Here is a 22,051-nt window from a genome sequence, read left to right on the forward strand (position 1 = left end):
CTTTAATTGTTAGTGTGCTTTAATTTAATATTTCTATCGTTTTAATATCTGACTCATAGAAGCCATAATACATACCATCTTTAGTTTTTATATCTAATATATCTTCTTCCGATTCATTGGTTTCTGCATCCATATAATAAGCCATACCAATAAATTTATTATTATCTACATCTATTAATTTAACATATTTATTGTTATAATTTAGTAATTTCATTTTTACTCCTCTCTATGATAAGTTGGAATTAAATGTGATCCAGTTTTTGAATAGTGAATTGTCATTCCATTAGCAATATTACCCGAATATATATCAATTCCTAAATTTATTGTTTCCTTAAAATCAACTATTTCATGATTTTTAATATCACCTTTGATTTGTCTAAATCTTCCAGTCATTTTATATTCATTATATAACTTTTCCACATCTACGTCATCATAAAAATAACTTTTATATTCTCCTGCAGTAGATTGTATATGTCTTTTTTGTTTGTCTATATTAATTTCATCTTTCCATATACCTTTATTAAAATTATTTTGAATAAATACATGGTCTTTTAATTTTTCATACTCTACTGGGTTATCATATTTCAAATTCTGAAATGCTGATAAAGATTTAGGCATTCTATCTTCGCCCAATATATCCATATATTTTTTATATTGTTCTCTATCATCTTTTCTATTTATATCTTTTATTTGAATATTATGTCTTTTTCTTATTTCTATTTTATCATCTTTTTTCAGGATCATACCACTTTTTAGAATGAACATTTTGCTTTTTCCCATATCCAGGATAATAATCAACAGTACACCTACAAAATCTATGCCGTCTATAAATATCTTTCGGAACATTAGGATAATCATATTTACCGACTACGCTTTTACACCAATCACAACAATTTCCAACTTCTGTCCTTATTATTTTTGGCTTCAATCCCATTTTATAATGATGTTCTACATTAATTTTTATTGTATCATCTACAATTGATTGGCTAAAATTTTTCACTGGTTCATCTAATATCCAAGATATACTATCAAAATTATCTTCATTTGATAACCTTTCAATTATTCCATCTATTCTTGATTGATTTATTTTAGGTTTAATCCCATTAATGTTTAATTTTGCTTGATTATTTAATGCTGTTTGAGTTTTAACTGCATAATCTGAAATTAGATTGTAATTTTCTTTTAGCCTATCATTTAATAATCTGTCAGCAATATTATAGTACATTCTGCCATCTGGAAGTATATCTGATGAAATATTATTCTTAAATATTGTAGCAAGAATATATCCTACTTCTATAGCATAATCATTTGCAATCATATAATTAGATTCTCCTGATTTTAGAATATCTTCTAATTCTTTTATTTTATTACTACCTTTTATTTTTTTGTCAAATTCATTTTTTATTTTTTGAATTAATTCTGGTGTTATATCTTTCATAATTTCACCTAAAAACTTTTATTTTTTCTATACTATTTATTTTTTTGCTAAATTCTATTAACTTTTTTTCTATTTCTAAATTTGCATTAAACACCGAGTGAAGATTTTGCATATCTCTTTCTCTGTTTCTTATCAAGATATTCTTTTTGCACTGATTTATAGATGTATCAATTAAAATAATTTTAGGATTATATATTTTTAATTCTTCTATTTCTTCTTCACTTGGAACTGTAGTAATATGACATACTTTAAGATTCTTTTTTAAAAGTTTTTTAGTCCAATTAATTTGATCTTGTTTTCTGGCCCACTTATTCATATAATCTAAATCGGTAAAATAATCAAAATTTGATAAAGCAAAAGTTGTTTTCCCTGAACCTATAAGTCCACATAATATATACAATTTCCCCATTAACTTATCCTTTTTATACCAGTCAATTCTCTTAAAGTTTCTCCATTAAAGTAATCTGGAACTGCTTGATTAATTTTTATTGCTCCATCACCGATTAAAGAAATGGTTGAAGCGTCAGGTCTAAAGATTGGTTCCCATTTCATTTCTAAGTGAGTAAATGCTTCACGTCTATACTCTAATTCATCTCTAAGACAAACTGATAAATATCCTACATTTAAGAATCCACTCCCGAATCCTCTTTGTGCTTTTTCAGCCATTACTCTTAAAGTTTCATGACTTGCTTTAATTGCTTCAGCACTTGATGGATTATCCGAAATAAATCCTAAGTCATCTAAGGTAAGTCCTGTTTCCCCAGCGAAACCACTAGCAGCCATTCTTAATTGCTCTACAAAAGGACTCATTGATGGTGTTGTAAATTGCCCTAATTTTGGTGAATCTCCATCTTCATCTTTTTCAAATGATAGCATGGATGCAATAGTTGCTTTCCAACTGTCTAATTGTTCAACATTGTTACTCAACCCAGTTACATATTTTTGTGGAAATGAATAAAATTCAGCTGTAATATCAGCCCTTTCTAAAGTCCTTTTAGCATATTTTTGCCAATACTCACATGATTTAGTAATCCTACTTCTTCCAAATGGTCTTACCGCATCTGGTCTGTGAAGTATTGGTACAAGCAGTGGATAAGGAACTTTATGTCTTATCTCTTGAATATTTTCATCTTCATCTTCATTTTTAGATATTATTGTTGTCACATAAGGTTCAAAAAACGCTTCTAAAATAGGCTTATTTTTCTTATCTCTATCTAACACTGCATATCCCTCTTTAAGTAACCCTGTTATAGGATCAATAACCCCTGTAGCATTTAATGATTCAATTACTTGCAACCTAACTGAATCTCTTTCATCTTTTGAGATATAAATAAAACTACAAGATGAAATTAATGCATTAAGTATAGCACTATCGAATAGTATATCTGGATTGTTTGTTCTAAATATATCATTGATGTTATATATACTATCTTTTACCTCTCTAAATACAAGCCTATCAGCTAACGAATCTACAGCCTTAGTAGTCCAGCCTAAACTTGCTCTATATCTATCTCTTATGTGTCTAGGAATAACAAATCCTATATCATAGTCAAAGTATTTTACATCATATTGAGCATATCTTTGCATTGCTCTTTTTTCAAAAGTTTTTAATTTTTTTCTTAAATATTCAAGCTTTTCATATCGCTTATTTTGGTCCATGGTATCTCCTTTAATTTATTCAGCGAGAAAAATGTACAGTAAGGGTCTGGAAGGTCGTTTGGTGTAAGGGGGAGGGGGTGTACCCCCTATTATATAAAATCTTTTAAAACTCAATTTAAGGCTTTATATGATAACCAATCTACACTATGTGGTAAGTGTCTATTACCTAATATTTCTACATTTTTTTTATTGTTTTTTAAATTATCTGAAGCAAATAACTTATCACTTTTCTGCCTGTTACAATAATGATGAGCTATTTGTAAATTCTTAATATCTGACGGGTGCCCGCCTTTTGCGATTGGTAAAATATGATCTATTACAGCGCACATTGGATCAGGATATTTAAGAGACTTATCAACTGGCTTCCCACATATTCCACATATATCTTGTGTTTTTAATATTTTCTTTTTATTTGATTCATATACAGCTCTATGGCTACCAGTCCTTTCAGGTCTTTTTATAGGCATGATTCTCTCCGTTGATATTTATCCCCTCGGGTATTTTTAATCCCCTAGACACATATTTTAAATACCTCCCTATGAGTGTTTTTATTATAAGGGGTATAAAAATAGACACAAAAAAGACAACTTCTCTAATCTGTGTAATCAAAATTATTAAATGGAGTAAAATATGAAGGTAGCAGAAGTTGCCCGAAAAATTGTTGTATTATATTGTCTATATTTTTACAATACTAGTATAGCACCTTTATTTTTCCCTGGTGTTGCAACTTTTTTTATTTTATTAAATTTTATTAAAATATTTCTAAATCTTTTGCAACTTGATATATGAATTTACTTTTCCATCTACCATATGTTGATCTATCTGCATATATAGGATATGCTGCATTGTACATTATATTGTTCCAAATTCCTTTTCTGTATTCTTCAGGAATGCTTAATAGTGCATTTTCTATCACTTTAACTTGAGTAATATACTTATCTCTTTTCATTACTATATTTTCTGTTTGATTTGTTATTTTATTTGTTGATTGTACTTTATTAAAGTTAGGCTCTGGAGATTCTTCTATTAAGCTATCACATATATCTTTTAGTCTGTAGTAGTCTCTAATTACCCAGATAGTTTTTTGGTATACGACTCTATCTATTATGTATTTCGTATGCTTTTTTCTTTGATAGTCTCTCATAGTTTCTTATATCCTTTATTTCTCTTTGTATTGATATATATTCTTGAACTTCTTCTCCATTCCAATTATGTTTGCCTTTTATCTCTAATTCTCGTGCTTGTTTTTCTAAAAAATAAAGTTTTTTGTTGTTTTCTAATCGATTCATTATTTAACCTCAATTTTTTCTATGATTTTTTTTATTTGAATATCTTTATACATTCTTGCAGCCTTTGTCTTATGAAATTCAGCTTGTGCAAGTGATGAGTATAGAGTGGCATTATCTAATATAGTAGGTGCATATGTACCTCTTATACTTTGCTTTAGATATCCTTTTTTAGTTAAAAGTGTAAATTTTACAATCATAGCCATTTCCTTTCAGGAAGTTTTATTTCTACCCCCGTTTCTTCAAGTATAGTATCTCTTATATCTTTGAAGTCTAGTAGTCCAATACTCATATCTTTTATAAGTGTTGAAGCATGTTCCATAAAGTCTCCTAATCTCTTTTTGCCAAATCCGTACTTATCTCTTAAAACTAATATACTTATATAAAACATTATTGCTAAACTTACATCTACAGCTTCTTTTTTAATTCCTTCTTTTGCGTTGTGATTAAGTGCTTGTTGTAACTTAATCATTCTTTCCTTTTGCTTCTTTTTCATTTTTTACCTCAATAATATTTTTTTGTATCCAATAATCTATTTTATTTCTGATTTCCTTTATTCTATAACTATCTGCATGATTCCATGCTAGATCTTCTAATTCATCTAATAAGTCTTGTATACTCCTCATTGATTTACCTCTACTATTTCAATTTCAACTCTTTCATTTTCCTTATCGATATAAAATTTATGACTTATATTTCCTATCTCTTTCCAACCGTCATTTTTAATAACTCCAGCTGATTGAAGTCCATCAAATATAAATTTTTGTCCTGCCATTATATTGTCTTTATCTCTTTTTTTATTTTGGCAATACCAGGAAAAAATAAAATCTGCTTTTTGATTTAATTTTTTAATTTTGTAAATCTTACAATACCAAGCCACTAATTCTGTATACTTCTTTTTTTGTGCATTACTTATTATTTTATTTCCTCTTGCTTGATATATAATTTCATTTAATCCTGGTAGCCTATGTGGAATAATTAATTTCATCATTCATCCAGCATATTTAATTGATTATCTTTTACTTTAACTATTCCAAATTCATTTCCAATTTTAACTAATTCACAGTCTTTGAATGTTAGTCTATATGCGTCTTGATAGTTATGCGATAGTTTTGTATTTGTATCAAATGTTATTTTTGGTTCTTTATAACTAATTACATTTTCCCCTATAAAAGTATCTTTTTCAGTAACTGATAGCTTTAACTTTAATGTTATTGTTGCTTCATCAAAATTTTCTGAATTTATCTGAATTAATGCTTTTTTTATATGATTATCTAAAGTGTTTAGTATAGGCTTAAACATTTCATCAGATGTGTTTATATAATTTTTCATTATTCAATCACCTCCGATTTCCTTTTTATATCTCTTATAATTCTTCCAGCATTTTTGTGTGATACTCTTGGATAATACTTATACAAAATATTTTCCAATTCTATATCATCAATATAATATTTTTCTTTAATCTTTTCTCCATAGCTTTTTATATTATTACATATTTCATATGCTTTTGTATTTGATAATACTTTTGGGGTGTAAGATAATAATACTTCTAATAATTCTTTTTCACTTATCTTTATATTCATTTTATTTTCTCCTTTAAATCTTCTTGCTTAACAAATATTCCATTAATCATCTTGCCTTTTCTTTTTGATATTTCATTATATGCAAGTTCTACACATTCTCTTAATGTTGTATCTCTTTTTATCGCATAAAACGAAATAATAAATCCTAATATGCTAAAATTATTAAATTCATATATTTCAGGTATTTCATTTTCTGATATTCTATTTAATTCAAACGAAACACCATTTAACCATTTTATTTCATCATTACCACAATATTCTTTAACATTATTAATATCTCCATCACATTCAAATTCAATATAATTACTCTTAGCTCTTTCTAATCTGTCAAATAAATCTAATGTTTTTTCTTCATCTTTTGTTTGAAGTAAAGTACCTATTACTAAAGTTACATATACATCTCCTATACTATCTTTAATCATAGATATATCATTTTTACATACAGCTTTAATTAATTCAGCCATTTCTTCGATAGTTTTTACCCTTTGCCCTTCAACTGTTCCTTTTTCGTTTATTTTTCTTTCTTTTGCCCAATCTATTATTTTTTTTACTAAATCCTTCATGTGTCTACTCCTTAAAATGGTATTCTATTATCGTCAACTGGATTATATTCTGCTGTGTATTCAAAACTATCAGTTTGGTTATGATCATCTTTATAGCCTTGAGTTTGGTCTATTCCGTTATTATTATTTTTCCAATCGATAAATTCTGAATTATGTATTAATACATCAGTTGTGTATATCTTTTGTCCGTCTTTTTCATATGATCCTGTTTGAATTGAGCCATTAATTATAATTCTTGATCCTTTGTCTACAAATTTAGCAATATTTTCTGCTAATGTTCCCCAGCCTACACAATTAATAAAGTCAGCTGTTGCCGTTCCTTTTGCTTCTAGCTCTTGCTTCTTTTCTTTGCTTAAATTTTTTTCGCAAGCTATGTTAATCCTTACATAAGCTTTATTGCTTCCTTGTAAATATCTAAGCTCTGGTGTTTTTGTTAATCTTCCCATCAATATTACATTGTTCATTTTTACTCCTTTAATTAACTGTAGATAACTTTTTTATTTTTCTTCAAAATTTACTTTTTTTAAATGTATAACTAAATTTTCTCTAACAAATGCTACTACATCATCATTCTCATCATAGAAATTTAATAGATCTTCACTATATCCCCAATCTGTAGCATTGTATATTTTTATACTTTCTCCTTCTCTTAATGTAACAATATGTGTTACTTTGTTTTCTGTGCTTTGTTTTTGTTCATTTTTAGATAAAGATTTCATTATATTGCAAGTTCTTTCTAAATTCATACTAGTTGTAATCTTTAATCTTCTTATTTCACTTTTATTTTCTTCAGTATCTAAATATAATTTTATTAATCCTAATATTATAAATACTAAAAATCCTATTATTGTATATTCTGTTATTGTTAATTCCGTCATTTTATTCCCTTTCTTTTCATGTGGATAACTTTTTTTAAAAATTTAAATGTGGATAACTTTTGTTTATCGTTCTATGTGGATAACTTTTTTATTCCTTTTTTCTTAACTTGAGATATATGCTCCAGCCTAATAAGTCACTATGCACCTCTTCATATCCATTTTCTTTATCTGCAATGTAATATCCTGGATATTGTTCTTCCCAATACGATAAATCTTTTTGATTTCCTACTATTGATTGAATTTTTTTCCTGGAGTATTTATAGTCATTTGTTCTTGAATATGGTCTTTCAAGATTTTGGCTACTGCTCCATCTTCTCTTGTTGGTAGGTTGTTTAATCATATATCCAGCTATTGCGGCTAATCCAGTATTAGGATCTGGTTGAAGTCTTTTAGGATTAGCATATCCCATTCTTTTTTTATTTTTTCCTCTTCCTTTGCTCCACAACTCTTCTAATATATCTCTATCAATTCCACCATTGACTAATAAATGATGATGTACTCTTACTACTTCTGTATCTTCATCTTTATTTATATTTTCATTTTCTTTTTCTTTTTTAGGTGTGAATGCTGTTATGACAATATATTTTAATTCTTCCACATTTTCTTTTATTCTTCTGTTTTTTAATCTTCTTAAATAGTTTTCTACTTCTTTTTGTGCTTTTTCTAAAGTATTAGGTAAAAATTCATCATTATATGTTAGAGTAAGAAAATAGTCTTTCTCTGTGAAATTTGCTTCTACTAACTGTATTAGTTTTCTTTTAGCATTTTTATCATTTAAATTTCTTTGACATGGTAAGCTCTCTTTTTTCTTTTTACTTCTTTTACCATTTTTTTTACTAAAATTATAATGATATATATCTACCTCTAAATATTTTTCACCACAATATATTTTCTTTTCTCTTATCATTTTTTCTATCCTTGATTACCTTATATATTTTTATTTTTTATTTCTTTTCTCTCTATATATTTTTATTTAAATAGTTTGGTTGAAAAGATAATAATCTATACAAGCTCGTAAGATAGGCTATATAAACCTATCTAATTCTTGTACATTTGTTAAATATATGATATAATCAATTCGTAGTGTGTTGATTATATCAATACTTTGGAGACTTCCCAGTCTCCATTTTTTTATTTATTTTCTTGTATCTCTTCTTTTTTTATCTTCATATCTTTGAAGTATTTCCTCTAATCCTAATAAATTTTGAATTAGTGAATATATATGTTCTATTGATCTTGTAGTATTTTCTGATATGATTGTGTTCGTTAATAAATTTAATTTATTTTCTGTGTCAATTATTTTGTTGTTTATATCCTCTTTTTCTTCATCAGAAAATTTATCTGGATATATAATTTTTTCTTCTGTAAATTCTAATTTTTCTACCGGAACTACATATACTGCATCAGCATTCATATCTTGGCACTCTGCTTGACAATAAAATTCATCTCCATATTTTCTATAGATTAATGCATTTATTCTCTTAAATTTTAGATCCCTGTAATATACCTCTACCTTTTCATCAAATGCTTTTTTTGCTTCTTGATTGTTCATTTGACTTTTCCTTTTTTAGTTTTTCTCTATGTTCTTTTTCATACATTTTCTTAAATCTTTTTCTAACTCTCATCTCTTCGATAAATTTATATAATACAATTGATGTATCAATTAATTTACAGATTCCATATATAAGTAGAAAAATTGTTATCTTATCTAATATGCTCATTTTTAATCTCCTTTGATAAATCCTTAAAATCAAGATATATATATCTAACTAAAAATATTAATGGTACTATTAATATTTCCCCTCCTATTGCCTTGTATCCTCTTTTTGAATATGCAAAAAATATTAAAAATACATTTAATAAAAATATTAAAAAATATTTTATTAATATTTCTTTATCTATTTTTCTTTTATGTTTTATTCTCCTTATTTGTAAAACTCTTTCATTCATTATTTCCATCATTCCTCCTCGTATAATTCCCACCTACACAAAAACCTGGCCATAAATGGACTAAAAAATAATATTTTTATTGACTAGAGTTACAGCTCTAGTTCTTTTTTATTTCAATTTTTCTTTTAGAAAAACAATAAGCTTTTCCAAATAAATCAATCTGCAACCAACTTTCTGCATATAGCTTCCCATTTTCTATATATTTAGTAATATAATGTTTAATCATTTCTACTCCTTTCATTTACTTTTACAAATCCACCTAAATTTATTCTTGCCCCATCAATTTTTTTAACAAATTTATCTTCTAAAAATTTTTCAATTTGATTTAATTGAGCTAAGTTTAATGCGTAATCTTTACATTTATTTTCTTTATCTTCAACAATATCTTCAATATTTCCGTTAAGATCATTTACTAATTCATTTAATGAAGATAATTTTTCAATATATTCGCTAATTGCCATTCCATTAATATTTACTTCAATTTTTACATTTACTTCTGCTTTTTGTTTTAATCCCATTTTTTATAATTCTCCTTCCAAATATTTCTCTAATCTCTTCTTAAAAATATAATAAGAATACTCTTTTGTTTGTTTAACAGCTACTCCAAATGGAAATAGCTTTTGCTGTAATCCATGTCTTAATCCATTTTCTGTTATGTTTAGTTTTTTTGCAGCTTCTTTTACAGTTATCAATTCTAATTCTCTTACTGCATCCATCTCTTATCCTTTCTTTTTTTCTTTAATTTTTTGCTATACTTTACTCTAACCTCTCTGATATACTCTTATTAAGGTGTTTGCAGATACCTAATACTTAATAGGGAGGTTATATATGAAACTTGATTTTGATATTGTCCGTGAAGTTTTAATTGAAATAGAATCTAAAACTTCTCTTGATGAATATGTTATTTACAATAAAACAGATACTGAAATCAATAAATTTTATGCTTTATTAAAATTAGAAGAATCTAATTTAATTAATTGTCATATTATAGAAGCTTGGGGTGGACCTATAGGTATACGTGTATTTTCCCTTACTTGGAATGGTCATGAGTTTCTTAACAATATTCGTTCTTCTAAAGTTGTACAACATACTAAAACAGTAATAAAAGATTTAGGATCTGTTTCTTTGAAAGTTTTTTCTCAAATAGCAGAATCTTATATTAAAAGTCAGATTGGAATTTAATATTTTCTGTTGGAATCACAAATTTTATTGTTAGTTGTTTTTCGTACGGAGTTCCTTCAATCTTATATTCTTTCACAAAATTTATAGGAACTCCGTTTATTTTTAATTCAAATTTTTCCTTCGTGTCAGTTAATTCAAATTTCTCCATCTCTTCCTCTTTCTTTAATTGTTACAAATTTGTTTAAATTACGTAATGTGTAATTTTTTAATCAAAAAAAATTTCGCTAGGATTTTCAATTTCTAAAACTTTGGTCATTATATTCATTTCATCTGATTTAAATATTCCAGATGAAAATCTATTCGTTAAAGTTCGTTCTGATATTTTCAATATTTCAGCTAATTTTTTGTGGTTAATTTTCTTTTCAACCATTTTAGCTTTTATAATATTTATTTTCATTTTTTGTTCCTCCTTTATAATTTTATTACTTATTACGTAATAAATATATCATCTATTATATTGCGTGTCAAGCAATTTTTTTCTATGTATACGAAAAATATTGCTTATTAAGTAATTAATTGTTATAATTTTTTTAAGAAATTAAGGAGAATGTTATGAATATAGGAGATAGAATTAAAAATAAGAGAAAAAGTCTTAATCTAACCTTAAAAGAATTAGGAAAAAAGACTGGTGTAAGTGATGCTACAATTCAAAGATACGAATCAGGTAATATTTCAAATATTCCAAGTGACAGAGTTGAACTAATAGCTAAAGCATTATCTACCACTCCAGGATATTTAATGGGATGGGAAAAAGATTATAACTTAGACTTAGAAAAAATAAAAGGTATTACATTATTCAATAGGGCAAGACAAATCCCTATAGTTGGTACTATAGCATGCGGAACTCCAATTTTTGCTGATGAGAATTTAGAAGGTTATTTTATAGCTGATTCATCTATTCGTGCAGATTTTGCTCTTAAGTGTAAAGGAGATTCTATGATTGATGCTGAAATATATGATGGAGATACAGTTTTTCTTAAAAAAACTCCTGATGTTGAGAATGGGAAAATAGCTGCTGTATTAATCGACAATGAAGCAACGCTAAAAAAAGTAATTAAAACAAATGATGTTATAATTCTTCAGCCTTGCAATTCTAATAGCAACCTATATAAGCCTATTCTATTAGATGGAAAAGAAGATACAATGATATTAGGTGAAATGGTGGGTGTTTATCACCCTTACAAGAAATAGGAGAAGTAATATGTTTAAAAATAAAAGTTTTTTATGGTGGATATTAGTTGGCTGGTGGATATTTTTATTATACATAATAACAATTGGTTGGATAATAGAACCTGTAAAATATTTTTCTAATAAAAATAAAAATATTCCTAAATATAATAACTTAAATTTAATAGTTGCTGGGACATATTTTAGAAAAAAAGAAATTGAAGAATTTATGAAAAAAAATAGCGAAAATTTATGGGATAAAATTTCTCCAAATTCTAGAACTTTATTTAAATATAAATCCATACGTAACTATTCTAATGTTGAGCTTATTAGAGAACCCAATAATGAATATGATTCTAATGCAATAGCTGTAATACTTGATGGATTTAAGGTTGGGTATATTTCTTCAAATGATAATATTCAAGTTGGTTCAATTCTAAAAAATATTAAAAATATTTCAGCTGATATAAATGGTGGTGATTTCAAAAAAATTGACAAAGATGGTGATTTAATAAAAATTTTAAATGATTATAATATTACAATACATTTAAGTTGTTAGAAAAAGAAATAGATCCTCTTTTTGAATATACTAAAGAACAATATGCAAATTTGTTAGGAGTTAATTAAAAAGTATTAGATTATATAGTGGATAATAAATAAAATAAAAAATAACGCAATTAAAAAACAAAAATTAGGAGGGTAAATTTACACGAGTTTTGTACGAGTTTTACACAAGTTTTGTACAAGATATAAAAATGAAAAAATAAAGTTGGAGAATTAAATGGAAATAACGAAAAAAATGCTAAGATAATAATAAAATTTATCATATTTATATAATATTGACAAAATAATATAGTTTAATGTATAATGAAGTTAACCGAAAGGACAGGTTCGTGTTTAGAACCAACTTAGTAAAGACTTCTTTATGAAGTCTTTTTTTGTATTTAAGGAATAAATTATGAAAGAATTTAAAACAATTGATGAACAAATTAAAATACTAAAAGATAGAGACTTACTTTTTGATAACGAAGAAGATGCTAGAAATAAATTATTTAGATATGGATATTATGAAATAGTAAATGGATACAAAGATTTTATATTAAAAGAAACAGATAAATTTATAGAAGGTGAAACTTTTGAGCATCTATTCTCACTATTTACTTTAGATATGAATTTACAAAAAGAAATAATGGATGCTACAAAAAGATTCGAACTTATAGTAAAAACAGCTCTAGCATATCATCTTTCAGATAAGTATGGACATTTAGAATCCAATTATCTTAAAAGAACTAATTTTAAAAGTGGACATAGAGTTAATGGAATATTTCAAATTGACCAATTATTAAATACTTTTAATAAAGTAATTAACGATGATAACGAACCATTTAATCACTATAAAATTAATCAACATCATACACCAGCTTGGATTTTATTTAAGGGTGTTACATTGGGTAGCTTAAAAAATTTTTACAAACTACAAAAAAGTGATATTAAAGAAAAAGTTATTAGAACTGTACTCGGTATACCTATCTCAACTGATGTAGATGAAGATATAAAAAATTTATTTAGTACAATATTATATTTGTCTCATAAATTTAGAAATAGAGCAGCACATAATGGAAGAATATTTAGCTATAACCCTAGATATAATGATTCTCCTTTTATTAGTAACTTCCATAATAATATACATATTACAAGAGAAATGTTTAATTCAGGATATGGGAAAAATGATTTATATACATTTATAAATTATTTGAAAGTTCTAGATGAACTTAACATATTTGCTGCTTCAAAAGTAGGTATTGAATTTTATATAAATAAACATTTGAGCATATATCCAAAAGATAAACAATTACTCTTTGAAAACATGGGAGTTCCCGAAGAAGTAATATCAAATTATAATAAATCTAAGACAATTTTTTAAATAAAAAATCCCCTACCTCTCTCACCTGGTAAGGGATGTGTAAATAGAGTATATTGCTATACACTTCTTTGACAAGAATATTATAGCATATACTCGTTTCGTTGTACACAAAATACATGAAAGGAGTATTTTTTATGGCAAAAAGAATGAGATTACCTAATGGATATGGATGTATTGAAAAATTATCCGGAAAAAGAAGAAAACCTTATGGAGCAAAAGTTACAATAGGATATGATCCAAGTGGAAAACAAATTAGAAAATACATAGGTTATTTTGGAAGCTATAAAGAAGCATTAAATGCTTTATCTGAATATTCTTCTAACCCTTATGATATAGACATTAATAAATTTACTCTTAAAGAAGCTTTTGATAAATATAAAAACTGGAAATTTACCGACATGAGTACAAGTTCAATAAATAGTTATAAAGCAGCTTTTGATAAACTTGAAATATATCATAATAAGCCTCTTGTAAGTATCTCTTCTGAAAATTTACAAATTATATTAGATGATAAAAATATTGGACATGGTACAAAAAGAAAAATAATTATCCTTTTTAATCAATTATATATGTACTATTCAGAAGATATTCCTCAATTAAAGAAAATTACATTAAAAACTAAATTAAAACAAACTAAAAAAGACCTTCCTACTAAAGAAAAAATATTTACTAAAAAAGAAATCAAACTTTTATTGGATAATTTAGAAAATTATAGAGATTTAGATATTACTCTAATACTTCTTTATACAGGTTTTAGAATAAATGAATTATTAAATATTGAAATCAAGAATGTTAATTTACAAGAAAAATGGATGCGTGGTGGCAATAAAACAGCTGCATCAATTAACAGGATAGTTCCTATACATCCTAAAATTTATAAATTTATTGAATATAGATATGATGAAAATAAAACTTATTTAATAAGAAATAAATTTAATGAAAAATTCAAATATTCTAACTTTAAAAGAGAAAGGTTTGAAAGACTTATGCAAGATTTAAATATGGATCATACTCCTCATGACGCTAGACATACAGTAGCAACATCTCTTCAAGTTAATGGAGCAGATAAAATATCTATACGACAAATTTTAGGTCATGCTGGAAAAGATATTACTGAAAATGTTTATACTCATGCAGATATTGATGATTTACATAAAAATATACTTTATCTTGATTATTAATTTGTAGACTATTTGTAGACTATTTGTAGACTACGTACAAAAATGCTCACGAATTGTGAGCTATATTTATAACTAAAAAACGTTGGAATATAAGCAATTCCAACGTTTTGTAATTTGTATAATATTATCTCTTTGAGAATTGTGATGATTTTCTTGCTTTCTTTAGACCTGGTTTCTTTCTTTCTTTCTTTCTTGAATCTCTTGTTAAGAAACCTGCTCTTTTTAAAACAGTTTTTAATTCTTCATCAACTTCTAATAAAGCTCTAGATACACCGTGTCTGATTGCTCCTGCTTGACCTGTGAATCCACCACCTTTAACATTAACTTTAACATCAAATTGTCCTAATTTTTCTGTTAATTTTAAAGGAGATTTTGCTAATTCTTTAAGTGTTTCATATCCAAAATATTCTTCAATATCTTTTCCATTAATTGTGAATGTTCCTTGTCCAGGTAAAAGTCTAACTCTTGCTACAGCAGATTTTCTTCTTCCTGTACCGTAAAATTGTTCGCTCATGATACCTCCCTTAAATTTCTAATGCTTCTGGATTTTGACCACCATGTTTGTGATCTGGTCCTGCATATACATGTAATTTTTTGAACATTTGTCTACCTAATGAATTTTTAGGTAACATACCTTTAATTGCATGTTCTAAAATTCTTTCTGGATGTTTTGCTAAAACATCTTTGTAAGGGATTTCTCTTAAACCACCAGCATAACCTGTATAATGTTTGTAAACTTTATAGTTCGCTTTATTACCTGTTACTCTGATTTTGTCAGCGTTTACGATAACTACGTAATCACCTGTATCCACGTGTGGTGTGTAAATTGGTTTTGTTTTACCTCTTAAGATAGAAGCAACTTTAGATGCTACATCACCTAAAACTTTGTCTGTTGCATCAATAACATACCATTTACGCTCAACTTCATTGTGTTTTGCTAAAAATGTACTCATTTTTATCCTCCTGTTTCTTTTTTATATCTAGCCCCATTTATTTAGAACTCGCCTAATGAGGTGGCGATTTTGTAAATTCGACGATTTCTTTATCGCACATCGACGCTGCGATTTTAGATCGTAGATATCTAAAAAGAATCAAGATTCTCTTTAAATACTTATATATTATATAGTTAAACTCTGCACTTGTCAACTATTTTAGTATTTTATATCTATTAAATATAATCCTTGTGGTCCATAAGTTTTAGCAGCTCTTTTAATTTTTTTATCAAAAATTTCATTTACATAATTTACTTCTCTAAATCCTCTACCTATATCTATTAATAATCCAACCATTATTCTAATTTGATTGTGTAAAAATGACTGTGCCTCAAATTCTAAAAATATATCATCATCTTTTTGATAAATTTCAATATTAGTCATATTCCTTACAGGATTTTTATCTTGTCCCAATTTCATAAATGCCGAAAAATTATGTTCACCTTTTAATAATTCTCCAGCAGCCTTCATTTTATCTAAATTTAAATCATGTTTGATGTGAAGTTTATAATTTCTTTGATGAGGATAAAATTCCTTTGAATTACAAATTATATATCTATATTTTTTTAATTTCGCATCAAATCTCGAATGAAAATTTTCATCAGCTTCTTCAGATTCAATTATTGAAATATCCGTAGGAAGATATTTTTTCAATTTAAATTTATATGCTTCTGCTGGCAATAATGCATTTGTAAAAAAATTAGATACATGCATTGTTGCATGTACCCCTGTATCTGTTCTTCCCGCTGAAATAATTGATACTTCTTCCTTATTTAATCTCTTTAATGCTTTCTCTATTTCCCCTTGTACAGTTCTAACATCAGGTTGAATTTGAAATCCATTAAAATTTGATCCGTCATATGCTATTGTCAATTTTATATTTTTCATAAATAAATTCCTACTAAAACTAGAGATGTAAAGAATATAGTTACAATTATAAACACAATATAATCTAATTTTCTTAACTTTAATGGATTTAATCTTGTACGTCCTTCAGAACCTCTATATCCTCTTGATTCCATGGCAATAGCAAGCTCTTTAGCTCTCCTAAAAGAATTTATAAATAATGGAACTAATAATGGAACCATGCTTTTAGCTTTTTTCATTATATTTCCAGAGTCAAATTCTGCCCCTCTAGCTAATTGTGCTTTCCTTATTTTATTGGCTTCATCAAACAAAGTTGGAATGAATCTTAAAGCTATTGATATCATCATTGCTAGTTCATGAGCAGGAAACTTTATAACTTTTAATGGACTTAATAATGATTCAATACCATCAGTTAATTTGGTTGTACTTGTTGTAAGTGTTAAATATGAAGTACCAATTACTAAAAGAATTAACCTTACACCAATATATATAGCTCTTTCTATCCCTTCTAAAGTAATTGTTAATCCTATGAATTTAACCAATTCCTTACCAGGTGTAGAAAAAATATGAATTAATGTTGTAAATACTAAAATAAAAATAATTGATTTTAATGATTTTATTATATTCAAGAAACTCAAATTAGCAATTTTTATCGTCATATAAACAAATAAAAACATTGGAATATAATAAACTAAATTATTAATTAAAAATAATGTAATCATATACATAAAAACCAATATAATTTTAATTCTGGGATCTAGTCGATGTACAATAGTATTTCCTGGAATATATTGTCCTAGTGGAGAATTATTCATCCTTACCTCCCATTTGTTTTATTAAAGCCTCATATGCTTCTTCAACATTTATTATGGTCTTATCAAATTTATATCCTTTATTTTTTAATAATGAAGTAACTTTTGTTATTTGTGGTACATCAAGTCCAATATTTTCTAATTGTTCTTCATTACTATAAATTTTTTCCGGAATATCATCATCAAATACTTTTCCTTCAGACATAACAATAACTCTATTTGCTATTTTAGCTATATCCTCCATTGAATGAGACACAACAACAACAGTAAGTTCATTATCTGAATTATAAATTTTTCTAAGTTCTCCAAGTATTTCATCTCTTCCTTCAGGATCTAATCCAGCAGTAGGCTCATCTAAAATTAAATACTGTGGTTGCATAGCTAAAATCGATGCTATAGCAACCCTTCTTTTTTGTCCCCCTGATAAATCAAATGGAGATTCATCCTTAAACTTTTCATAATCTAATCCAACAAGTTTCATAGATTCTTTAACTCTTTTTTGAATTTCATCATCAGATAAACCTAAATTTTTTGGACCAAATGCGATATCTAATGCAATAGTTTCTTCAAATAATTGATATTCTGGATATTGAAATACTAAACCAACTTTTTGCCTTACTTGCTTTAGATTAGCTTTATTTTCATCAGAAATTTCTTCATTATCAACTAATACTGTACCTTCTGTAGGATAAACTAAACCATTAAATAATTGAACTAAAGTTGATTTACCAGAACCTGTATGTCCAATAATTCCTATAAATTCATTTTTATTAATTTGTAGATTAATATTGTCTAGTGCATATTTATCACTAGACATATTATATTTATATTTTACATTTTTTAATATTATACTCATAAAACTTCTACCAATTCATCAATAGTTAAAATATCTTTTTTTATATTTACTCCTGATTTTTTTAATAAATATGCTAATTCAGTAACTTGAGGTACATCTAATCCATAGCTTTTTATTTTCTCTACCTGACTAAATACTTCTCTAGGAGTCCCATCTAAAACTATTTGTCCTCTATCTATAACAACAACTCTATCTGAAAGAACTGCTTCATCCATGTAATGCGTGATATTTATAACCGTCTTATTTTCTTCTTTATTTAATTTAATAGCGTGATTTATTACGTCTTTTCTTCCAGTTGGATCTAACATTGAAGTAGGTTCATCAAATACAACAATATCAGGATTCATAGCTAATACACCAGCTATTGCAACACGTTGTTTTTGTCCACCTGATAACATATGTGGTGCATGCTTTCTAAACTTATACATTCCTACTGTTTTAAGTGCTTCATCAACTCTATTTCTTAATTCAGGATTTGGAATACCTAAATTTTCCGGTCCAAACGCAACATCTTCTTCCACTACAGTAGCAACAATCTGATTGTCTGGATTTTGAAATACCATTCCTACCTTTTCACGTATATCCCATACATCAGATGTTTTTGTATTTTTACCATCTATTATAACCTCACCTTCAGTAGGAAAAATTTGAGAATTTAACAATTTAGCTAATGTAGATTTTCCTGATCCATTTCGTCCTAAAATAGAAATAAATTCTCCATTATTTATATTTAAACTTATATTTTTTAACACATATTCTTCATCTTCACTATATCTAAAATTTAAATTTTTAATTTTTATCATTAACTTACATCCACCTTAGCTTCACCTTTTCTTATCATTTCTTGTTTTTCAAATTCAGTTGGTGATAAATTTGTGCTACTTTCATATATTACAACTGCTGTGTTTATAGGTACATTTTCAAAAATTATTTTCATTGCAGATGGTGGCGTATTTATACATGAACTACTTCCCCAAGTTTTATAGATATTACCACCATATTCTTTTCTTGTACTTGTATCATGTATACCTGATCCTGTCCAACCTACAGGCATCCAATATTCAACTGGATAAACATATTTCTCTCCAGTAATTTCATTTACACCTATAAGATCTTTACCTCGCTCTTTTGACCAAACCTTGTTAACACCTGTTGGAGTAGCTGCATTTCTTGATCTTGCATCTCCAGAAATAATATCCGTATCAATTACCAACTTTCCATCTTTATAAAACCACATATGTTGTCTAGAAAGATCTATCTCTATATAAGTGTTTCCTATATCATTTTTGCCTCTATGTTTTGCTTCCATTTCATATGCGATTTCAACTTTTCCATCTTTATATTCATTAATCATTTTTATTATGTTTTCAACAGTTTTATCTACATCCATCTTCCAACCATAAATCCCACCAGGAACTGTAATTTCTCCTAAACCAGTTGCCTTAAATTTATGTTCCTTCGCATAAGTATTTGTTTCTCTAGCAATTTTTATTACGTAACCTTCAATTTTTTCTTTGTTTAAGACATATTTATCATTTACTAGATCATACATCTGAATGATATTTTTTCCATTTAATTCATACTTTCTATCTTCAAAATCAAATATATAATTTAGATTTGATATTGTTTTTATTTTTTTTAAATCATTATCTAATTGTTTTGAATCAGATAAAACTTTTGGATTAATATATTGTTTATCTAATATTAACTTTGTCTCTCCATTTCTTATTGCATCCTCAATAGATATTAAAGTTTTATCTTTATCTAGTTTATCTCCTAAATCATGTTTTGTAATAATGTAGTCTGTTCCATTATATTCTATTTTTGCATCTACAGGTTCCTTTATTGAATTAAATAATTTTGATTCACTCAATATTTTTTCTAATTTTTTTTTATTATATGAAATATCATATTCAACTTTATAATTATGATTCTTAAATATATCAACTGGCCAAATCCATGAATTTTGTATTGGTTGTTTATCAACATTTTTTATTTTTTTATTTAATTCTATATCATTAAGTGATATTGTTAATTCTTTACTGTTTCTACCTTCAATTTTAAAATTTAAATTTGATTCATTATTAGTATTATAGTTAAATATATTATTTAATAAAACAAAACTTTTATCATTACCATTTAACCTAGTGCCAGGATAAGAAAATTCACTAAATAAAATTACTCCAATAAAATAAATTATTGCCAAAATGATAAAAGGAATTATTACAATTTTATTATTTTTTTTCATTTATCCCTCCATAACTATACTAATATATATTACCATAAAAATATCATTTAAACAATTGAACTTTTATACAAAAAAAGGACAGAGAATTCTGTCCTGTAATATTATAAAATATATTAAACTAATTCAAGGATTGCCATTTCTGTAGCATCCCCTCTTCTTGGTCCAAGTTTCAATACTCTTGTATATCCACCATTTCTTTCTTTATATTGTGGACCATATTCGTCAAATAATTTTTTTACAACATCTGTTTTATAGATATAAGCTAACGCTTGACGTCTTGCGTGTAAGTCACCTCTTTTAGCTAATGTAATCATTTTATCAGCCATTCTTTGAGCTTCTTTCGCTCTTGTAACTGATGTTTGTATTCTTCCATTTTCTAAAAGTGATTGAACAAGGTTTCTTAACATTGCATTACGGTGGTCAGTTCTTCTACCTAATTTTCTTAAATTTGACATAATGCCTCCTAATTACTCTTCCTCATTATCATCTAATAATTTTAGTCCTAAACTTTCAATTTTTTCCTTAACTTCAACAAATGACTTCTTACCAAAATTCTTAATTTTTGCTAATTTATTCATTGGAACTTCAAGTATTTGTTCTACTGTATTTAATCCAGCTCTCTTCAAACAATTAAATGCTCTTAAGTTCAAGTCAAGTTCTTCAATTGTTAGACTTAGTAATTGTTGAGTTTCATCTTCATTTTCTTCTTCATCTTCTTCTGTCACTACAACTTCTTGATCAATATTTGGTAGTTCAGTAAAGAAGTTTAAGTAATTTATTAAAATGTTAGATCCGTCTGCAACAGCTTCTTGTGGTGTAATTGTTCCATTTGTTGTAACTTCTAATATCAATTTATCAAAATCAATTATTTGACCAACTCTTGTTTTTTCAACAATGAAGTTAACTTTTGTTACAGGTGTAAATGATGAATCTATAGAAATTAATCCCACTGGAGGATTTTCTGGCTTATGTTGATCAGCTACAGAATATCCTGTACCATCTACAACAGTTAAATCCATATGTATGGATCCTTCATCATTAATTGTAGCTATATAGTGATCTTTATTTATAATTTCTAAATTGACATCTCCAGAAATATCACCAGCAGTTACAATTTTAGGTCCTTCAACATCTAATCTTAAATTAATAGGATCATTATTATCCGAAAGTTTTTTTATAGCTATTCCTTTAATATTTAATATAATTTCCGGAACATCTTCTATTACACCTTTTACAGTTGTAAATTCATGTAATACACCTTCATCAAACTTTATACTTGAAATAGCAGATCCTGGTAATGAAGATAATAGCACTCTTCTCATACTGTTTCCTAAAGTTGTCCCGTAACCTCTTTCTAGTGGAGAGATTACGAAACGACCAAGATTCTTTTCTTCGTTTATTTCTAAAATTTCAATTTTTGTATTTAGCTTTTCTATCACGGATTTGCCTCCTGTGCTTTAAACTA

40 protein-coding genes are annotated in these 22,051 nt (G+C 26.7%); 5 read left to right on the forward strand and 35 right to left on the reverse strand.

Annotation, left to right across the window (positions count from 1 at the left end; genetic code table 11):
* Window positions 1-19: 19 nt before the first annotated feature.
* From ABGF48_RS01305 to ABGF48_RS01420, 24 genes are all read right to left on the reverse strand, one after another.
* Window positions 20-214: a hypothetical protein gene (locus tag ABGF48_RS01305; RefSeq protein ID WP_408104562.1), complete on the reverse strand. Its 195-nt coding sequence runs from the start codon at window positions 212-214 to the stop codon at window positions 20-22.
* Window positions 215-216: 2 nt separating this feature from the next.
* Entirely contained in the window at window positions 217-744 is a 528-nt protein-coding gene (locus ABGF48_RS01310; protein ID WP_408104563.1) for a polymorphic toxin type 50 domain-containing protein, read from the reverse strand.
* Entirely contained in the window at window positions 725-1,438 is a 714-nt protein-coding gene (locus ABGF48_RS01315; protein WP_408104564.1) for a hypothetical protein, read from the reverse strand. The genes ABGF48_RS01310 and ABGF48_RS01315 overlap by 20 nt, the downstream gene beginning before the upstream one ends.
* A gap of 4 nt (window positions 1,439-1,442) precedes the next feature.
* A complete protein-coding gene (locus tag ABGF48_RS01320) occupies window positions 1,443-1,847 on the reverse strand; it encodes a hypothetical protein (protein ID WP_408104565.1) in 405 nt (134 codons plus the stop codon).
* The gene (locus ABGF48_RS01325; protein ID WP_408104566.1) at window positions 1,847-3,097 is read right to left on the reverse strand and encodes a hypothetical protein; all 1,251 of its coding nucleotides are present in this window, start codon (window positions 3,095-3,097) and stop codon (window positions 1,847-1,849) included. Before ABGF48_RS01325 ends, ABGF48_RS01320 begins: the two co-directional genes overlap by 1 nt.
* A gap of 110 nt (window positions 3,098-3,207) precedes the next feature.
* Window positions 3,208-3,564, reverse strand: a complete 357-nt coding sequence (locus ABGF48_RS01330; RefSeq protein ID WP_408104567.1) for an HNH endonuclease — start codon at window positions 3,562-3,564, stop codon at window positions 3,208-3,210.
* A 284-nt stretch (window positions 3,565-3,848) separates the two neighbouring features.
* A complete protein-coding gene (locus tag ABGF48_RS01335) occupies window positions 3,849-4,241 on the reverse strand; it encodes a hypothetical protein (RefSeq protein ID WP_408104568.1) in 393 nt (130 codons plus the stop codon).
* Complete coding sequence (locus ABGF48_RS01340; protein ID WP_408104569.1) at window positions 4,195-4,386, reverse strand: hypothetical protein; 192 nt, start codon at window positions 4,384-4,386, stop codon at window positions 4,195-4,197. The genes ABGF48_RS01335 and ABGF48_RS01340 overlap by 47 nt, the downstream gene beginning before the upstream one ends.
* Window positions 4,386-4,583 carry a hypothetical protein gene (locus ABGF48_RS01345; RefSeq protein ID WP_408104570.1) on the reverse strand — a complete coding sequence of 66 codons (198 nt, stop codon included), beginning with the start codon at window positions 4,581-4,583 and terminating at the stop codon, window positions 4,386-4,388. Before ABGF48_RS01345 ends, ABGF48_RS01340 begins: the two co-directional genes overlap by 1 nt.
* Window positions 4,580-4,879, reverse strand: a complete 300-nt coding sequence (locus ABGF48_RS01350) for a hypothetical protein (protein ID WP_408104571.1) — start codon at window positions 4,877-4,879, stop codon at window positions 4,580-4,582. Before ABGF48_RS01350 ends, ABGF48_RS01345 begins: the two co-directional genes overlap by 4 nt.
* The gene (locus ABGF48_RS01355; RefSeq protein ID WP_408104572.1) at window positions 4,848-5,009 is read right to left on the reverse strand and encodes a hypothetical protein; all 162 of its coding nucleotides are present in this window, start codon (window positions 5,007-5,009) and stop codon (window positions 4,848-4,850) included. Before ABGF48_RS01355 ends, ABGF48_RS01350 begins: the two co-directional genes overlap by 32 nt.
* A complete protein-coding gene (locus tag ABGF48_RS01360; protein ID WP_408104573.1) occupies window positions 5,006-5,371 on the reverse strand; it encodes a RusA family crossover junction endodeoxyribonuclease in 366 nt (121 codons plus the stop codon). Before ABGF48_RS01360 ends, ABGF48_RS01355 begins: the two co-directional genes overlap by 4 nt.
* The gene (locus ABGF48_RS01365; protein WP_408104574.1) at window positions 5,371-5,715 is read right to left on the reverse strand and encodes a hypothetical protein; all 345 of its coding nucleotides are present in this window, start codon (window positions 5,713-5,715) and stop codon (window positions 5,371-5,373) included. Before ABGF48_RS01365 ends, ABGF48_RS01360 begins: the two co-directional genes overlap by 1 nt.
* Entirely contained in the window at window positions 5,715-5,966 is a 252-nt protein-coding gene (locus ABGF48_RS01370; protein ID WP_408104575.1) for a hypothetical protein, read from the reverse strand. Before ABGF48_RS01370 ends, ABGF48_RS01365 begins: the two co-directional genes overlap by 1 nt.
* On the reverse strand, window positions 5,963-6,529 hold the full coding sequence (locus ABGF48_RS01375) for a MazG-like family protein (RefSeq protein WP_408104576.1): 567 nt from the start codon (window positions 6,527-6,529) through the stop codon (window positions 5,963-5,965). The genes ABGF48_RS01370 and ABGF48_RS01375 overlap by 4 nt, the downstream gene beginning before the upstream one ends.
* A gap of 11 nt (window positions 6,530-6,540) precedes the next feature.
* The gene (locus ABGF48_RS01380; protein WP_408104577.1) at window positions 6,541-6,993 is read right to left on the reverse strand and encodes a single-stranded DNA-binding protein; all 453 of its coding nucleotides are present in this window, start codon (window positions 6,991-6,993) and stop codon (window positions 6,541-6,543) included.
* A 33-nt stretch (window positions 6,994-7,026) separates the two neighbouring features.
* Entirely contained in the window at window positions 7,027-7,407 is a 381-nt protein-coding gene (locus tag ABGF48_RS01385; protein WP_408104578.1) for a hypothetical protein, read from the reverse strand.
* A gap of 88 nt (window positions 7,408-7,495) precedes the next feature.
* Entirely contained in the window at window positions 7,496-8,314 is an 819-nt protein-coding gene (locus tag ABGF48_RS01390; RefSeq protein WP_408104579.1) for a hypothetical protein, read from the reverse strand.
* Between the two features lie 228 nt (window positions 8,315-8,542).
* Window positions 8,543-8,959, reverse strand: a complete 417-nt coding sequence (locus ABGF48_RS01395) for a hypothetical protein (protein ID WP_408104580.1) — start codon at window positions 8,957-8,959, stop codon at window positions 8,543-8,545.
* Window positions 8,928-9,128 (reverse strand): hypothetical protein, encoded by a 201-nt coding sequence (locus ABGF48_RS01400; protein WP_408104581.1) that lies wholly within the window; start codon window positions 9,126-9,128, stop codon window positions 8,928-8,930. Before ABGF48_RS01400 ends, ABGF48_RS01395 begins: the two co-directional genes overlap by 32 nt.
* Complete coding sequence (locus tag ABGF48_RS01405) at window positions 9,112-9,366, reverse strand: hypothetical protein (protein ID WP_408104582.1); 255 nt, start codon at window positions 9,364-9,366, stop codon at window positions 9,112-9,114. The genes ABGF48_RS01400 and ABGF48_RS01405 overlap by 17 nt, the downstream gene beginning before the upstream one ends.
* An 88-nt stretch (window positions 9,367-9,454) precedes the next feature.
* Window positions 9,455-9,583, reverse strand: a complete 129-nt coding sequence (locus ABGF48_RS01410) for a hypothetical protein (protein ID WP_408104583.1) — start codon at window positions 9,581-9,583, stop codon at window positions 9,455-9,457.
* A complete protein-coding gene (locus tag ABGF48_RS01415) occupies window positions 9,576-9,875 on the reverse strand; it encodes a hypothetical protein (protein WP_408104584.1) in 300 nt (99 codons plus the stop codon). Before ABGF48_RS01415 ends, ABGF48_RS01410 begins: the two co-directional genes overlap by 8 nt.
* Before the next feature lie 3 nt (window positions 9,876-9,878).
* Window positions 9,879-10,073: a hypothetical protein gene (locus tag ABGF48_RS01420; protein WP_408104585.1), complete on the reverse strand. Its 195-nt coding sequence runs from the start codon at window positions 10,071-10,073 to the stop codon at window positions 9,879-9,881.
* A 112-nt stretch (window positions 10,074-10,185) separates the two neighbouring features.
* Between ABGF48_RS01420 and ABGF48_RS01425 the strand changes: the two genes are divergently transcribed.
* Window positions 10,186-10,539: a DUF2513 domain-containing protein gene (locus ABGF48_RS01425; protein WP_408104586.1), complete on the forward strand. Its 354-nt coding sequence runs from the start codon at window positions 10,186-10,188 to the stop codon at window positions 10,537-10,539.
* On the opposite strand, the gene ABGF48_RS01430 is transcribed toward ABGF48_RS01425, so the two are convergent.
* Entirely contained in the window at window positions 10,517-10,687 is a 171-nt protein-coding gene (locus tag ABGF48_RS01430) for a hypothetical protein (protein ID WP_408104587.1), read from the reverse strand. The genes ABGF48_RS01425 and ABGF48_RS01430 overlap by 23 nt on opposite strands.
* Before the next feature lie 57 nt (window positions 10,688-10,744).
* The gene (locus ABGF48_RS01435) at window positions 10,745-10,936 is read right to left on the reverse strand and encodes a DUF739 domain-containing protein (RefSeq protein WP_408104588.1); all 192 of its coding nucleotides are present in this window, start codon (window positions 10,934-10,936) and stop codon (window positions 10,745-10,747) included.
* Window positions 10,937-11,091: 155 nt separating this feature from the next.
* Between ABGF48_RS01435 and ABGF48_RS01440 the strand changes: the two genes are divergently transcribed.
* From ABGF48_RS01440 to ABGF48_RS01455, 4 genes are all read left to right on the forward strand, one after another.
* A complete protein-coding gene (locus tag ABGF48_RS01440; protein ID WP_408104589.1) occupies window positions 11,092-11,730 on the forward strand; it encodes a LexA family protein in 639 nt (212 codons plus the stop codon).
* Between the two features lie 10 nt (window positions 11,731-11,740).
* Window positions 11,741-12,265 (forward strand): HIRAN domain-containing protein, encoded by a 525-nt coding sequence (locus ABGF48_RS01445; RefSeq protein ID WP_408104590.1) that lies wholly within the window; start codon window positions 11,741-11,743, stop codon window positions 12,263-12,265.
* A gap of 399 nt (window positions 12,266-12,664) precedes the next feature.
* The gene (locus ABGF48_RS01450) at window positions 12,665-13,630 is read left to right on the forward strand and encodes an Abi family protein (protein WP_408104591.1); all 966 of its coding nucleotides are present in this window, start codon (window positions 12,665-12,667) and stop codon (window positions 13,628-13,630) included.
* Window positions 13,631-13,764: 134 nt separating this feature from the next.
* Window positions 13,765-14,811 (forward strand): tyrosine-type recombinase/integrase, encoded by a 1,047-nt coding sequence (locus tag ABGF48_RS01455; RefSeq protein ID WP_408104592.1) that lies wholly within the window; start codon window positions 13,765-13,767, stop codon window positions 14,809-14,811.
* 124 nt (window positions 14,812-14,935) lie between these two features.
* Here ABGF48_RS01455 and rpsI read toward each other — a convergent pair whose 3' ends face one another.
* The 9 genes from rpsI to ABGF48_RS01500 form a co-directional block, all read right to left on the reverse strand.
* Window positions 14,936-15,328 carry a 30S ribosomal protein S9 gene (gene rpsI / locus ABGF48_RS01460; RefSeq protein ID WP_408104671.1) on the reverse strand — a complete coding sequence of 131 codons (393 nt, stop codon included), beginning with the start codon at window positions 15,326-15,328 and terminating at the stop codon, window positions 14,936-14,938.
* Between the two features lie 7 nt (window positions 15,329-15,335).
* Window positions 15,336-15,764: a 50S ribosomal protein L13 gene (gene rplM, locus ABGF48_RS01465; RefSeq protein ID WP_134711511.1), complete on the reverse strand. Its 429-nt coding sequence runs from the start codon at window positions 15,762-15,764 to the stop codon at window positions 15,336-15,338.
* A gap of 198 nt (window positions 15,765-15,962) precedes the next feature.
* Entirely contained in the window at window positions 15,963-16,691 is a 729-nt protein-coding gene (truA, locus tag ABGF48_RS01470) for a tRNA pseudouridine(38-40) synthase TruA (protein ID WP_408104593.1), read from the reverse strand.
* Entirely contained in the window at window positions 16,688-17,485 is a 798-nt protein-coding gene (locus ABGF48_RS01475; RefSeq protein ID WP_408104594.1) for an energy-coupling factor transporter transmembrane component T family protein, read from the reverse strand. The genes truA and ABGF48_RS01475 overlap by 4 nt, the downstream gene beginning before the upstream one ends.
* On the reverse strand, window positions 17,478-18,338 hold the full coding sequence (locus tag ABGF48_RS01480; protein ID WP_408104595.1) for an energy-coupling factor transporter ATPase: 861 nt from the start codon (window positions 18,336-18,338) through the stop codon (window positions 17,478-17,480). The genes ABGF48_RS01475 and ABGF48_RS01480 overlap by 8 nt, the downstream gene beginning before the upstream one ends.
* A complete protein-coding gene (locus ABGF48_RS01485) occupies window positions 18,335-19,141 on the reverse strand; it encodes an energy-coupling factor transporter ATPase (RefSeq protein WP_408104596.1) in 807 nt (268 codons plus the stop codon). Before ABGF48_RS01485 ends, ABGF48_RS01480 begins: the two co-directional genes overlap by 4 nt.
* Window positions 19,141-20,586 carry a L,D-transpeptidase family protein gene (locus tag ABGF48_RS01490; RefSeq protein ID WP_408104597.1) on the reverse strand — a complete coding sequence of 482 codons (1,446 nt, stop codon included), beginning with the start codon at window positions 20,584-20,586 and terminating at the stop codon, window positions 19,141-19,143. The genes ABGF48_RS01485 and ABGF48_RS01490 overlap by 1 nt, the downstream gene beginning before the upstream one ends.
* Window positions 20,587-20,699: 113 nt before the next feature.
* The gene (rplQ, locus tag ABGF48_RS01495) at window positions 20,700-21,041 is read right to left on the reverse strand and encodes a 50S ribosomal protein L17 (protein ID WP_408104598.1); all 342 of its coding nucleotides are present in this window, start codon (window positions 21,039-21,041) and stop codon (window positions 20,700-20,702) included.
* Window positions 21,042-21,053: 12 nt separating this feature from the next.
* The gene (locus tag ABGF48_RS01500; RefSeq protein ID WP_408104599.1) at window positions 21,054-22,025 is read right to left on the reverse strand and encodes a DNA-directed RNA polymerase subunit alpha; all 972 of its coding nucleotides are present in this window, start codon (window positions 22,023-22,025) and stop codon (window positions 21,054-21,056) included.
* Between the last annotated feature and the right edge of the window lie 26 nt (window positions 22,026-22,051).

The organism is Helcococcus bovis, from assembly GCF_046035835.1.
In the GTDB taxonomy this organism is placed as follows: domain Bacteria; phylum Bacillota; class Clostridia; order Tissierellales; family Peptoniphilaceae; genus Helcococcus; species Helcococcus bovis.